10 protein-coding genes are annotated in these 13,322 nt (G+C 67.1%); 4 read left to right on the plus strand and 6 right to left on the minus strand.

The window, feature by feature from the left end; translation table 11 throughout:
• Position 1 precedes the first annotated feature (1 nt).
• Entirely contained in the window at positions 2-1,759 is a 1,758-nt protein-coding gene (locus ACZ1I5_RS20480; protein ID WP_465171079.1) for a hypothetical protein, read from the plus strand.
• Positions 1,760-1,768: 9 nt separating this feature from the next.
• Entirely contained in the window at positions 1,769-3,484 is a 1,716-nt protein-coding gene (locus ACZ1I5_RS20485) for a hypothetical protein (RefSeq protein ID WP_465171080.1), read from the plus strand.
• On the opposite strand, the gene ACZ1I5_RS20490 is transcribed toward ACZ1I5_RS20485, so the two are convergent.
• From ACZ1I5_RS20490 to argH, 6 genes are read right to left on the minus strand one after another with little or no spacing between them, the layout of a single operon-like run.
• On the minus strand, positions 3,384-4,523 hold the full coding sequence (locus ACZ1I5_RS20490) for a GNAT family N-acetyltransferase (protein WP_465171081.1): 1,140 nt from the start codon (positions 4,521-4,523) through the stop codon (positions 3,384-3,386). The two genes, ACZ1I5_RS20485 and ACZ1I5_RS20490, sit on opposite strands and share 101 nt — an antisense overlap.
• 44 nt (positions 4,524-4,567) lie before the next feature.
• Positions 4,568-5,524, minus strand: coding sequence for a zinc transporter ZntB (locus tag ACZ1I5_RS20495; protein ID WP_465171082.1), 957 nt, complete (start codon positions 5,522-5,524; stop codon positions 4,568-4,570).
• Complete coding sequence (locus tag ACZ1I5_RS20500; RefSeq protein WP_465174012.1) at positions 5,521-6,291, minus strand: NAD(P)-dependent oxidoreductase; 771 nt, start codon at positions 6,289-6,291, stop codon at positions 5,521-5,523. The genes ACZ1I5_RS20495 and ACZ1I5_RS20500 overlap by 4 nt, the downstream gene beginning before the upstream one ends.
• Positions 6,288-7,550, minus strand: coding sequence for a diaminopimelate decarboxylase (gene lysA, locus ACZ1I5_RS20505; protein WP_465171083.1), 1,263 nt, complete (start codon positions 7,548-7,550; stop codon positions 6,288-6,290). The genes ACZ1I5_RS20500 and lysA overlap by 4 nt, the downstream gene beginning before the upstream one ends.
• Positions 7,551-7,554: 4 nt before the next feature.
• On the minus strand, positions 7,555-7,800 hold the full coding sequence (locus ACZ1I5_RS20510; protein WP_465171084.1) for a hypothetical protein: 246 nt from the start codon (positions 7,798-7,800) through the stop codon (positions 7,555-7,557).
• Positions 7,797-9,167, minus strand: a complete 1,371-nt coding sequence (gene argH / locus ACZ1I5_RS20515; RefSeq protein ID WP_465174013.1) for an argininosuccinate lyase — start codon at positions 9,165-9,167, stop codon at positions 7,797-7,799. Before argH ends, ACZ1I5_RS20510 begins: the two co-directional genes overlap by 4 nt.
• Before the next feature lie 19 nt (positions 9,168-9,186).
• On the opposite strand from argH, the gene ACZ1I5_RS20520 reads away from it, so the two are divergent.
• The gene (locus tag ACZ1I5_RS20520) at positions 9,187-9,750 is read left to right on the plus strand and encodes a TlpA family protein disulfide reductase (protein ID WP_465171085.1); all 564 of its coding nucleotides are present in this window, start codon (positions 9,187-9,189) and stop codon (positions 9,748-9,750) included.
• 342 nt (positions 9,751-10,092) lie between these two features.
• Positions 10,093-13,167 (plus strand): TonB-dependent receptor domain-containing protein, encoded by a 3,075-nt coding sequence (locus ACZ1I5_RS20525; protein ID WP_465171086.1) that lies wholly within the window; start codon positions 10,093-10,095, stop codon positions 13,165-13,167.
• Positions 13,168-13,322: the final 155 nt, after the last annotated feature.

Here is a 13,322-nt window from a genome sequence, read left to right on the forward strand (position 1 = left end):
CATGGGGACGGGCACCGAACGACGGCAGGTCTATGGCGATGCGCTCGTGGCGATTCTGCTCGCCTGCCTGCTCGCGACGGTCTGGGCCTTTCGCGACTGGCACCAGCTGTCGGCGCTTCGCCTGCCCGACACCGACGATGCCGTGCGCCTGCAGCAGATTCGCGACTGGCTGGCGGGGCAGTCCTTCAACGATCTTTCGCAGCACCGCCTGGGCGCGGCGCCGGGCCTCGCGATGCACTGGTCGCGCCTGCCCGATCTGGCGCCCGGCGCGATCATCGCGGCGCTGACGCCGTGGATCGGCGCGCACCAGGCCGAAATCGTCGCCGTCGTCGCCTGGCCAACGCTGTTGTTCGCCGCGGCGCTGTTCCTCGTCGCCCGCATCGCGCGCGCGATCGGCGGTCCGGACGTGGCGCGCACCGCCGTCGTGGTGGCCGCGATCGCCTTTCCCGTCACGACGATCTTCCTGCCCGGGCGAATCGATCATCACGGCGCGCAGATCGCGCTGTTGCTGCTCGTCATGCGTACGCTGATCAGCCCGCCCACGCTTGGGCACGGCCTCACCGCCGGGCTGGCCGCGGCGGCCAGCCTGGTGATCGGCATGGAGACGGCGCCCCTGCTTGCCGCCGCCGGCCTGGTCATGGCCATCGAATGGCTGTTCGCCCGCCATGCCGCCGACGACCGGATGATGGGCTTCGGCATCGCGCTCGGGGCCGGACTGCTTGGCGCGACGATCGTCTTCAAGACAAGCCAATGGGGCTATCCCGGCTGTGACGGCTTTACCGCCACCGCCTGGCGCGGCGCCGTCATCGCCGCCTTCGCGCCGATGCTGATGGCGCTGGCGGCACGCGACATCACCAGGCCGGCGACGCGCGCGCTGCTCGCCCTGCTGGTCGTGGGCTCGATCGGCGGCGGTGTGATTGCGCTGACGCCGCAATGCCTGCGGCCCTATGCCATGGTCGATCCGCTGCTGGCGCGGCTATGGCTGGGCAAGGTCGGCGAGGCGCAGCCCCTGTCCGATGCCCCGACCGGCGTCGCGATCGGCTATGCCGGCGTGATGATCGCCGGCATCGCCGCCGGCTTGTGGCGGCTGTACGCGACGCGCGATACCCGCTGGGCGGCGTTGCTCGTCATCCAGTTCGCCGCCCTGGGCCTGACCTGTTTCCAGCTTCGCGGCGCCTATGCCGGCGCCATCCTGGCCGCCCCGGCGCTTGCCGCCGTCATCGCCGCCGCAAGGCGGCGGGGAGCAGCTTGGCTCACCGGGGCCTGGCTTGCTTCGGCCGGCATGCTCTATCCGCTGGCGGCCGATGCGCTGACCCCGCACCAGCCGATGCCTGCCGGCGATCGTCCGGCGGGAAGCTGCACCTCGCCCGAGGCACTGGCGACGCTCGCGCGGCTGCCGCGGGGCCGGCTGCTCGCACCGCTCGATCTGGGCGCCTATGCGTTGGCCGCGACCCCGCTGGAGGTGGTCGGGGCACCCTATCACCGCAACAATGCCGGCAATCTCGCGGTCTATCGCTTCTTTCTCGGCACGCCCGAGGATGCCGCCGTCATCGGCCAGGAATGGCGGATCGACTATGTCGCGCTCTGCCCCGACAGCTTCGCCGAGCTGGGCGACGACGCGAGCGGGGGCGTGCAGCTGGTCAATCAGCTGCGCGCAGGGCGGCACCCGGCCTGGCTCCATCCCGTCGCGGTCCCCCCTGCCGGGCTTGCGCTGTACCGCGTCGAACGCGGCTTGTTTACGCAGCCCGCATCGCGGTAAGGCCCACCCATGCAGGGGGATGTCGACAAGCTACATTGGTGGCAGACGCGCTGGTTCGTGGCACTGGCGGCGTTCGTCGCGATCCTTCCGCTGCTCAAGCCCGATATTCCGCCCCTGGTCGACCTGCCCGGGCATCTCGGGCGCTACCGGGTCCAGCTCGACATGCACCAGGCGCCCTGGCTGGGTGAATGGTATAATTTCAGCTGGCAGCTGATCGGCAATCTCGGGATCGACATATTGATCATCCCGCTCGCCAAGCTGGTCGGGCTGGAGCTGGCGGTGAAGCTGATCGTCATCACCATCCCGGCGCTGACGGTGACCGGTTTCCTGTGGATCGCCCGCGAGGTGCACGGGCGTATCCCGGCGACCGCTTTGTTCGCGCTGCCGATCGCCTACAGCTATCCCTTCCATTTCGGCTTCGTGAACTTCGCGCTGGCGATGGCGCTGGCGCTCAACATGTTCGCCCTGTGGCTGCGGCTGGCCCGGCAAGGCAGGTTCGGGCTTCGCGCGGCGATCTTCGTACCGCTGTCCTGCGCGCTCTGGGTCTGCCACACCTTCGGCTGGGGCGTGCTCGGCGTGCTCGCCTTTTCGGCGGAGATGGTGCGGCAGCACGACAAGGGCCATCGCTGGCTCAACGCCTGGATCCGGGCGGGCCTCAGCTGTTTGCCCCTCGCATTGCCGATGGTGTTGATGGTGATGTGGCGCAGCGGCCATCATGTCGGTGGCGAGACCGGCGACTGGTTCAACTGGCGCGCCAAGATCATGTGGCTGACCATGGTCCTGAAGGATCGCTGGCAGCTGTTCGACATCGCTTCGGCCGCGATCCTCTACCTGATCCTGTTCAAGGGTTTCCGCGATCCGACGATCGAATATTCGCGCAATCTGGGCCTGTCGGCACTGTTCCTGCTGGCGGTGTTCATCCTGCTGCCGCGCATCGTCTTCGGGTCCGCCTATGCCGATATGCGGCTCGCGCCGTTCATGATCGGTATCGCGGTCATCGCGTTGCGGCCGCGGCCGGGCGTGCCGATCCGGCATGCGGCACTGGTCGCATTGCTCGGTCTCGGCTTCTTTCTCGTCCGCATCGGCGCGACGACGGCGAGCTTCTGGATGTTCGACCGGACCTATGACCGCGAGCTCAAGGCGCTGGACCATATCCCGGTAGGCGCCAAGGTGATCAGCTTCGTCGGCACCGAATGCCGGCCGTCCTGGTTCATGACCCGGCTGGAGCATCTGCCGGCGATGGGGCTGGTGCGGAAGCTCGCCTATACCAATGACCAATGGTCGATGGCGGGCGCGCAGCTGTTGACCACGCGCTATGCGCCGGCGCGCAACTTCGCGCATGACGCGTCGCAGATCGTCACGGAGAAATATTGCCGGGGCGAATGGTGGCGGACCATCTCGCTGTCGCTGGCGCGCTTTCCGCGCGATGCCTTCGACTATGTCTGGCTGATCCAGCCGCCGCCCTATGATGCGAAATACAATGCCGGTCTGGTCGAGATCTGGCGCGACGGCAACAGCGCGCTGTTCCGCGTCGACCACCAGGCGATGCTGGAGCCGGTGCCGCTGTTCCCGGAGGAAGTACGCGCGCTGGAGATCCGCGCGCGGCGGCAAGCGCTCGAGCGGCTCAGGGCCCTCGGCGGAACGGCGTCGCCTCCCCCAGCCACTCCCGGTCCGACGCCACTGCCTGCCGCTCCTGCTCAAGGAAGTGCGCGACCGCCTTCCTGAAACCGGGATCGGGGATGTAATGGGCCGACCAGGTCGGCTCGGGCACATAGCCGCGCGCCAGCTTGTGCTCGCCCTGCGCGCCGGCCTCCACCGTCTTCAGCCCGAGCGCGATGGCCGCGTCGATCGCCTGGTAATAGCAGAGCTCGAAATGGAGGAAGGGCACTTCCTCGGTGCAGCCCCAATAGCGGCCATACAACGTGTCGGCGCCGATCAGGTTGAGCGCGCCGGCGATCGGGCTGCCGTTCCGCTCGGCCAGGATCAGCAGCACCCTGTCGGCCATGCGCTGGCCGAGCAGGGAGAAGAAGGCGCGGGTCAGATAGGGCCGGCCCCATTTGCGCGAGCCGGTGTCCTGGTAGAAGATCCAGAAGGCGTCCCAGTCGGCCTCGGTGATGTCGGCGCCGGTGACGTGCCGGATGGTCAGGCCGTCGACCGCATTGCTGCGCTCCTTGCGGATCGCCTTGCGCTTGCGGCTGGCCAGTTCGCCGAGGAAATCGTCGAACCCGGCAAACCCCTGATTGTGCCAGTGGAACTGGGTGCCCGCCCGAATCAGCCAACCGGCCGCCTCGAACAAGGGCAGCTGGTCGGACGCGACGAAGGTCGCGTGCGCGGAGGAAAGATCGTGCTGATCCGTCACTGCCTCGATCGAGGCGATGAGGGCGGGCGCCAGCGCCTGGTCGCGCAACAGCAGGCGCGGACCCGGCGCCGGGGTGAAGGGCACGGCGACCTGGAGTTTGGGGTAATAGCGCCCGCCGGCCCGTTCCCAGGCATCGGCCCAGCCATGGTCGAAGACATATTCGCCCTGGCTATGGCTCTTGCCGTACGCCGGGGCGATCGCGGCGGGCTTTCCGTCGGCGCCGTCGATGACGATCGGGATGGGTTGCCAGCCGGTCTCGGCGACCGCGCTGTCGGATTCCTCGAGGATCGAGAGGAAGTCGTGGGTGACGAAGGGATTGGCCGTGCCGGAACACGCATTCCAGTCCTCAGCCCGGATCGAGGAGACGCCGTTGGCGATTCGGGCGGTAACGGCGGACTTGCTCACCCGCCCTAACTAGGCGTGGCGGCGGCGCTTTCCAACCGTCGCGGTCACCCGCGCCCGAACCAGTGCCGGCGCATGAAATAGATGACGATGGCGACCGAGACGATGGTGCACCCCGCCATGATCGCATCGAAGGCCCAGGGCTCCTCGGCATAGGGCAGCCCCTTGACGTTCATTCCGTACAGGCCGGTGATGAAGGTCAGCGGCAGGAAGATCATCGCCGCGATCGAGATGATCAGCGCCCGGCTGTCGATCTGCTCGGCGCGAAGATCGGTCAGCGCCTCGTGCATCAGCGCGGCGCGCTCGCGAATGCTCTCGAGCTCTTCCGCCATGCGGGCGGCACGGTCGGCCGCGGCGTTGAGGTGCAGCCGGTCGTCATCCTGCAGCCAGTCGCACGGCAGCGCCGCCAGCTTTTCGATCGCTGCGCGCTGCGGCGCGAGGAAGCGGCGATAGCCGATCGCGGCGACGCGCACCTTGGTGACGTGGCGGCGCAGCTCGAACACCTTGTCGGCGTCGAGATCGGCTTCGCAATCGTCCAGCGTATCGCCCAGATCGGCGACTTCGGGGTCGAGATTGCGGGTGATCGCGGACGCGAATTCGGCGATCAGGTCGCCCGGGTCGCGGATCTGGCCGCTCTCGATCGTCTCCACCACATCGTCGACCGCGATCAGGGCGCGCCGCGTCACCGAGATCACGCGGCCCTTCGTCGCCCAGATCCGCACCGAGGCGAGCGGTTCCGACGACAGCGTCTCCTCGCTCGATCGGCCGCGCAGGTTGAGAAAGGCGCCATTGCCCAGCGCATCGCAGCGCGGACGCGTCTCGGTCGCGGTCAGCGCGTCGACGATATAGTCGGGCGCCTTGGCTTCCTCGACCAGCCATGTCTGGGCATGCTCGTTGTTGGTGGTCAGATGGACCCAGATCAGGTCGGCCTCACTGGCCAGGGCCTGTTTGATCTCGATCCGCTCGGCCTTTCCGCTCCGCACGCGATACGCAAATCCGCTCATGCCAGCTCCATATAGATCACGAGTCCCGGACCGGGCTCAACCGGCGATGTGGTGCAAAGGGTCCGGACCGCATCGGCCCGTGCCCGATCGAGAATCGCCGCCGGAATGTCGGCGCGATGGTAGATGCGATCGGCCAGGCCAAGCAGGCGCGCCTCGCCGATGGTGAGATCGTCGGGGTCGGTCGAGCGCAGGCGGATCGACACCAGGCGATCACCGGGCGCCAAACCGCCTCCAGCCAGCCATTCCGGCACCATGTCCGCCGTGGCGGCCAGCGGATCGAGCGCGCCGCCCGGCGCAAGCGCCGCGCCGAGCGCGCGCCTGCGGTCGTCGATCGCCGGCAGTTTCCGCCGGAGCGCGGCGCGCGCATGGTGGAGCGCGGTCGCCAGGCCGCCCAGACTTGCGGGCAGGATCGTCTCGATCCGCTGGCGCAGCGCTGCGGCGAGCCCGGCCGATGCGCCGCCGGTGCCGATCGCGATCAGCACCGGATCCCGGTCGATGATCGCCGGCAGGGTGAAATCGCACCATTCGGGCCGGTCGACCGCGTTGATCAGGATACCCCGCGCCCTCAACCGCGCCACTGCTGCCGCGGCGAGTGCCTCGTCGGCGATCGCCACGATCGCCAGCGCCGCGTCGGCGTCCTCGCCGCCGATCACCGCGCCGGCGCGCCCGAGCAGACGCCGCTTGGCATCGGCCGCTTCGCCCTCCCCCAGCAGGATGACCTGCCGGCCCGCCAGCCGCACGAACAGCGGCAGGCTGTGCAGGGTCACGCGGTCAGCCACTCCGGCAACCGTTCGGCGGCGATGATCGTCTCGGGATCGATCCGGTCGGCGACCACCGCGAATCTGTCGCCATCGACCATCACCTCGGGCACCAGCGCCCGGCTGTTATAGGTGCTGGCCATGGTCGCGCCATAAGCGCCGGCGGTACGGAAGATCGCGAGGTCGCCCGATTTCACGGCGTCGATCTCGCGCCCCATCGCGAAGGTATCGCCGCTCTCGCAGACGGGCCCCGCGATATTGGCGATCATCCGCTCGCCGGTCGGGCGGACCGCCGCGAAGTCGTGCCACGCATCGTACAGGGCGGGACGGGCGAGATCGTTCATCGCCGCATCGACGATCACATAGGGGTTGGTCACGCCGGGCTTCACCCAGATCACCCTGGTCAGCAATATGCCGGCATTGCCCGCGATGACGCGCCCCGGCTCGAACATCAGCGTGACGTTCCAGCCCTTGGTCACCCGCGCCACCATCGCGCCATAATCGGCCGGGCTCGGCGGATTGTCGCCGGCCTTGTACGGCACGCCCAGGCCGCCGCCGAGATCGACCCGCTCGATCGGATGGCCGGCGGCACGCAGCTGCGCGACCAGTTCGCCGACTCGGGTGTACGCCGCCTCGAGCGGGGCGAGATCGAACAGCTGGCTGCCGATATGGATGGCGACGCCCCGCATCGCGAGGCCGGGCAGCGCGGCGAGCCGGCCGAAGATCGCCGGCGCCTGATCGATCGGCACGCCGAACTTGTTCTCGCTCTTGCCCGTCGAGATCTTGGCATGCGTGCCGGCATCGACATTGGGGTTGACGCGAAGCGTCGCATTGGCGCGGATGCCCATCCCGGCGGCAAGGCCGGACAGCGCCTCGCCCTCTTCCTCGAGCTCGAGGTTGAACTGGCCGAGGCCGGCATCGAGCGCACGCAGCAATTCCACCCGGGTCTTGCCGACTCCGGAAAACACCACGTCTTCCGCCTTCATGCCGGCGGCCAGGGCGCGGGCGAGCTCGCCGCCCGACACGACATCGGCGCCGTATCCTTCATCCGCCAGCACCTTGAGCACCGCGAGATTGGGATTGGCCTTGATCGCATAAGCGAAATGGGCGCGCTCGACGCCGGCGAGTCCCTCGCGGAACACGCGCGCGTGCCGCGTCAGCGTAGCGCGCGAATAGACATAGACGGGGGTGCCGACCGCATCGGCGATGCGCTCCAACGGAACGCCCTCGGCGTGCATCGCGCCGTCGACAAGACTGAAATGGTCCATCTGCTCAATTCGGTGGGAGGTCGTAATCGTCGCTGCGGCGGTCCTCGGAATTGCGGAGGAGCTCGTCGCTGCGGGCGGGGCGTGCCTGGTTGCTCGGTTTGAGCAATTCCTGGGGGGTCGGCGCTTTAGCGGCACCATAGGGCGCCACCGGCAGTGCCTCGCCTTTCTGCGGCTTCAGGTCCTGCCGCACGCCGCAGCCGGCCAGGGTGATCGCAGCCAGGGCCGCCCCCAATAGCATGGCGCGTTTCATGATCCGCTTTCCTTCCTGGCCGCCGCGATCGCGGCCCTTACCCGCGCCGGCGCGGTACCGCCGAAACTGGTCCGGCTGGCCACCGACGCATCGACACCGAGCACGTCATAGACGCGTTGATCGATCCGCGCATCGATTGCCTGCAGGTCCGGCAGCGGAATCGCGTCGAGCGCGATGCCCAGCTCTTCCGCCCGCTTCACCGCGCGGCCGGTGATGTGATGCGCCTCGCGGAACGGCACGCCCGCTTCGCGCACCAGCCAGTCGGCCAGGTCCGTCGCGGTGGAGAAGCCGGCCTCGGCCAGGCCGCGCATCCGCTCGGTGCGGAAGGTCGCGCTTTCCACCATGCCGGTCATCGCGGCGATGGACAGGCCGAGCAGGTCGTGCGCCTCGAACACCGGCGGCTTATCGTCCTGCATGTCCTTCGAATAGGCGAGCGGCAGGCCCTTCATCGTGATCATCAGCGCGGTCAGGCAGCCGATGATCCGCCCCGAATGGCCGCGCACCAGCTCGGCCGCGTCGGGATTGCGCTTCTGCGGCATGATCGACGATCCGGTCGACCATTGGTCCGACAGCGAGACGAAGCCAAAGGGCTGCGATGCCCAGAGGATGAACTCCTCGGCCAGGCGCGACAGGTGCAGCGCGCATTGGGCCGCCGCGGTCAGATATTCGATCGCGAAGTCTCGGTCGGACACGCCGTCGAGCGAGTTGCGCATCGGCCCGTCGAAACCGAGCGCCGCCGCCGTCATTTCCCGGTCGATCGGGAAGCCGGTACCGGCGAGCGCCGCCGAGCCGAGCGGCGACCGGTTCATCCGCGCGCGTGCATCGGCGAAGCGGCCGCGGTCGCGCGCGACCATCTCGTGATAGGCCATCAGATGATGGCCGAGCGTCACCGGCTGGGCGCTCTGCAGATGGGTGAAGCCGGGCATCACGCTGTCGGCATGTTCCTCGGCACGGGTCAGCAGCGCCTGCTGGAAATGCGCGAGGCCTGCATCGACCGAGTCGATCGCGTCGCGGACCCAGAGCCGGAAATCCGTCGCGACCTGATCGTTGCGCGATCGGGCGGTGTGCAGCCGCCCGGCCGCCGGGCCGATCGCCTCGGCCAGCCGCGCCTCGGTCTGCATATGGATGTCTTCGAGGACCATATCCTCGGCCACGCCATTCGTCTCATAATCGCTAGCGACCTGATCGAGCCCGGCGACAATCGCCGCAACGTCTTCGGCCGAGACGATGCCCTGCGCACCGAGCATGGCGGCATGAGCCCTGGAGCCGGCGACATCCTGTTTCCACAAGCGCTTGTCGAACGGGATCGAGGCATTTATCTCGCGCATCACCGCTGCCGGCCCCTCGGCGAAGCGGCCGCCCCACATGGCATTGGATAGGTCCGACATGTCCTTCCGCTCGACGATCGTCTCTCTCCTGGCCACGGCGCTGCTGATCGGCGGCTGCGATAGGCAAGTCTCCGCGCCGGAGCAAGCAAAGCCCTCGCCCGCCGTACCGGCACCTGCGGCGGCGGCCGAGACGATCGGCACGCTCGACCGCAGCCACAAGGGCGAGGCGGCTCCCGTCGCAGCTTTCCAGGATCCGGCGGGCAAGCCGGTGACGATGGCGGCCTTTGCGGGCAAGCCGGTGCTGCTCAATCTCTGGGCGACCTGGTGCGCGCCGTGCGTGGCGGAAATGCCGACGCTCGACGCGCTGGCGAAGACCATGAAGGTGGTGGCGGTCAGCCAGGATATCGGCGGCGCGGAAAAGGTCGCACCCTTTTTCGCCAAGGCCGGACTGAAGCAGCTCCAGCCCTATCTCGACCCCAAGGTGGGCCTCAGCGTCGCGCTGAACGCCGAGCTGCCGACCAGCATCCTCTATGATTCGACCGGCCATGAGGTGTGGCGCATGACTGGCGGCATGGACTGGACCACCGCCAGCGCCCGCAAGCTGCTCGCCGAGGCGCGCTGACCGCGAAGCGCGCCCAACGATCGCGACATTCGACGGAAAGCCGCCGCCCGCCGCCACGCTCGCGCGGGACCCAGCCCTTGTTGCGGCACTTCAAGGCCCTTCGGAACGAATAGGGCCGAATCCGTGCCATTTTTGCATCAGCCCCCGAATCACTGACCCGGGCCGGGCCCGGCATCCCATCGACTCGCTTGACGACCGCGGGAACCAACCGTAGGAATGCCGGTAATTCCCGATCCTATATCATATCAAATCACAAATAAGATCGGATCGGGAGTTGAGAGGATAACCAGTCTGAAAGGGGGAACGGGGATGCGCTCGTCCAAGATCAAACTAAGCGGTTCCGTGATTGCACTGACGACGGCGATGATTTTCGCGCCGGGCATGGCTTTCGCGCAGAGCACGCCGTCAACCACACAAACCGTGCCGGCTCCGGCCGAAGATGCCACGCTGCCGCAGGAAACCCTGTCGGACGGCTCGGCCGCCGATCTCGGCAAGGACATCGTCGTCACCGGCACCAGCATCAAGGGCGTCGCCCCGATCGGGTCGAACCTCGTGTCCGTCGGCCAGGCGACGATCGAGAAGACCGCGCCGATCAACGTGTCGCAGCTGGTCAACACCGTGCCCGCCATCACCACCTCGGGCTCGCTGTCCCAGGGTGAGAATGCCTATTCCTATTATTCGCCACAGATCCACAGCCTCGCCGGCTCGTCGTCCAACACCACGCTGGTCATCATGGACGGCCTGCGCCTGCCGGGCGGCGGCACGCAGTTCGCCCAGACCGATCCCAACATCATTCCGGTGAGCGCGGTCGAGCGCGTCGAGGTGCTCGCCGACGGCGCGTCCTCGGTCTATGGTTCGGACGCCGTCGCGGGGGTGGTCAACTTCATCACCCGCCGGACCTATGACGGCCTCGAGGTGAATGCCCGGTACGGCTTTGCCGATAATTACCACAATTACGACATCAACGGCATCTGGGGCACCAAATGGGATACCGGCGGCGTCTATATCGCCGGATCGTACAGCAAGGGCAGCACGCTCTATAACCGCGATCGCCCCTTTGCGAGCCTGGGCGATTTCCGCCCGGTCGGCGGCACCAACACCAACAGCTATGCCTGCAGCCCGGCGACGATCCAGGTGACCAACCGATCGGATGGCGGTGCCGTGTCCGGCGTCTATCTGTCGCCCAGCGCGACGACGACCGTGGCCAACACCGCCGTCAACGCGCCGTGCAACAACTCGGTCTATGGCGTTCTGGTCTCTGGCCAGTGGCGCGCCAACACCATGATGAAGGTGTATAACGAATTCGGCGACAAGTTCCGCATCACCGCGATGCTGAACTACAACATCCAGAAGACGACGTCGCCGAACGGCCCGGGCACCATCACCAACGCGACTGCCTATGGCCCCGGCCGTGGCATTGCTTCCTATACCGCGCCCAACGGCACCGTAACGGCCTTCCCGCAGGTCAACCCCTTCTTCGTCGCGCCGGCGGGCTCGCCGACCGCGAACCAGGAATCGTTGAGCTGGCTGGCGCTGCGGGACGACGGCAATTACGGCTATGGCGAATCCGAAGCGGATTCGATCTACGCCACCTTCGTCGCGGAATATGATCTGAGCGACAGCTGGAGCGTCAAGTTCAGCGACGCGTTCGGCCGCAACCGTTCGGCACTCAACACGATCGACGGCTTCTGCAGCTCCTGCGCCCTGCTCGCCCTGAACGGCACCGGGCAGCTCAGCGGCAGCACGACGACCACCGATGTGGCCGGCCAGAATGTCATCGCGCTCAACCTGCCGCTCACCACGGCGAACGCGCTCGACGTGTGGCGGACGGGCACGGCCAACCGCACCTCGGCGGCGGTGCTCCGCTCGCTCTATGGCGCGGACAGCCAGAACACCAACTTCAACACGTTCAACCAGATGAAGCTCGATTTCCAGGGCGGCATCTTCAATCTGCCCGCGGGCGAAGTGAAGATCGCGTTCGGCGGCGAGCATTATTGGGCCGACGAAACCCAGAAGATCAACGGCGCCAACGGCACAGGCCCGTCGGTGACGGGGGCGACCTTCCGGCAATATATGTACGAACGCACGGTCAATTCGGCCTATGGCGAAATCGTCATTCCGGTGATCTCGCCGGACATGGAGATTCCGTTCTTCCGCAAGGTCGACCTGGATATCTCGGGCCGTTACGATAGCTATAGCGACGTCGGCGACACCACGAACCCGAAGTTTGCGGCGAACTGGGAATTGTTCGAAGGCGTCAAGCTCCGCGGCAACTATGCGACGGCCTTTGTGGCGCCGCCGCTCGCGGTGATCGGCGATCCCAGCCAGGGCTATCTCTATGCCTCGGGCAGCGTCGGCAACCAGGGCCAGCTGGTCGTTCCCGTGGCCAATTACCCCACCGTGGTTCAGGTGCCGGGCGCGGTGGTGACCAACACCAGCACCCCCTGCACGGCTTCCGCAGCGACCTGCACGATCGGCCTCGCGGCCAACCCGGGCATGCGTCGCCAGCTTGGCGGCGGCTTCTCGAACATGGTGCCGCAGAAGGGGACGAGCTATTCGTTCGGCCTCGATCTGGCGCCGCGTTTTCTGCCCGGCTTCACCGCGGCGGTGACCTGGTTCCACAACCAGTTCATCGGCGGCGTCAGCTCGCCGAGCCCGACCGCGATCGTGAACTCGGCGGGCCTGCGCAACCTGCTGACCATCTGCCCGGGCACGCCGGGCGCGAATGCGGACGGAAGCTGCAGCCAGTCGCAGATCGATACCTTCGCCAATATCGCGAACGGTTCGACCATCTCTGGTGCGATCCCGGACAAGATCTATTTCTTCCTGGATCAGAGCTCGCGTAACGCCTTGAACCTGACCGTCGAAGGCATCGACTTCCAGGCTGCCTATCGTGCCCCGATCGGCGACCTCGGCACCTTCACGGTCGGCATGAGCGGCACCTACTTCACGAAGTTCACGCAGAACTTCGGTGGCGGTACGTCGTTCAGCATCCTGAACACCTCGGGCTACAACACGACCTTCCCGTCGGTTCAGTACAAGCACCGTGCCCAGCTCGGTTGGGAACTGGGCGGCTTCTCGGCCGACCTGTTCTGGAACCACACGGGCTCCTACCGGAACTGGATCAGCACCTCGGTGGTGCCGATCACGACCAACTCGGTCGGCAACCCGACGGGCGGTGGCGACAAGGTGAAGGCGGACAATAATTTCGACCTACACGTCCAGTACACGGTCCGGAACGAAGGCATGTTCAACGGCTGGCAGGCCTATGTCGACGTGAAGAACCTGTTCGACAAGGAACCACCTTTCTACAACGGCAACACCAACGGCATCCTTGGCGGCGCCTGGGGGTATAACGGCTTCGTGTCGAACCCGCTCGGTCGCCTGATCGCCGTGGGCCTGCGTACCAAGTTCTGATCCTCCTCTCCCGCCCGTCCCTTCGGGGTCGGGCGGGACCTTTTCTCTACCAAGCGGAACAAGACGGTCATGACGAGCAGCAAGCGGGAACGGATACGCAAGGGGATACTCCCCGGCGCCGACCGCGCGGCCGTACGACCTCCCGTTCGACGGGT

The organism is Sphingomonas sp. BL-S-30, assembly GCF_055521475.1.

Bases quoted from the DNA above. Each gene is read 5' to 3' on its own strand.
- ACZ1I5_RS20510 (WP_465171084.1), bottom strand. From the start codon at position 7,800: ATGAAACGCGCCATGCTATTGGGGGCGGCCCTGGCTGCGATCACCCTG.
- lysA (WP_465171083.1), bottom strand. From the start codon at position 7,550: ATGGACCATTTCAGTCTTGTCGACGGCGCGATGCACGCCGAGGGCGTT.
- ACZ1I5_RS20480 (WP_465171079.1), top strand. From the start codon at position 2: ATGGGGACGGGCACCGAACGACGGCAGGTCTATGGCGATGCGCTCGTG.
- ACZ1I5_RS20485 (WP_465171080.1), top strand. From the start codon at position 1,769: ATGCAGGGGGATGTCGACAAGCTACATTGGTGGCAGACGCGCTGGTTC.
- ACZ1I5_RS20495 (WP_465171082.1), bottom strand. From the start codon at position 5,524: ATGAGCGGATTTGCGTATCGCGTGCGGAGCGGAAAGGCCGAGCGGATC.
- argH (WP_465174013.1), bottom strand. From the start codon at position 9,167: ATGTGGGGCGGCCGCTTCGCCGAGGGGCCGGCAGCGGTGATGCGCGAG.
- ACZ1I5_RS20520 (WP_465171085.1), top strand. From the start codon at position 9,187: ATGTCCTTCCGCTCGACGATCGTCTCTCTCCTGGCCACGGCGCTGCTG.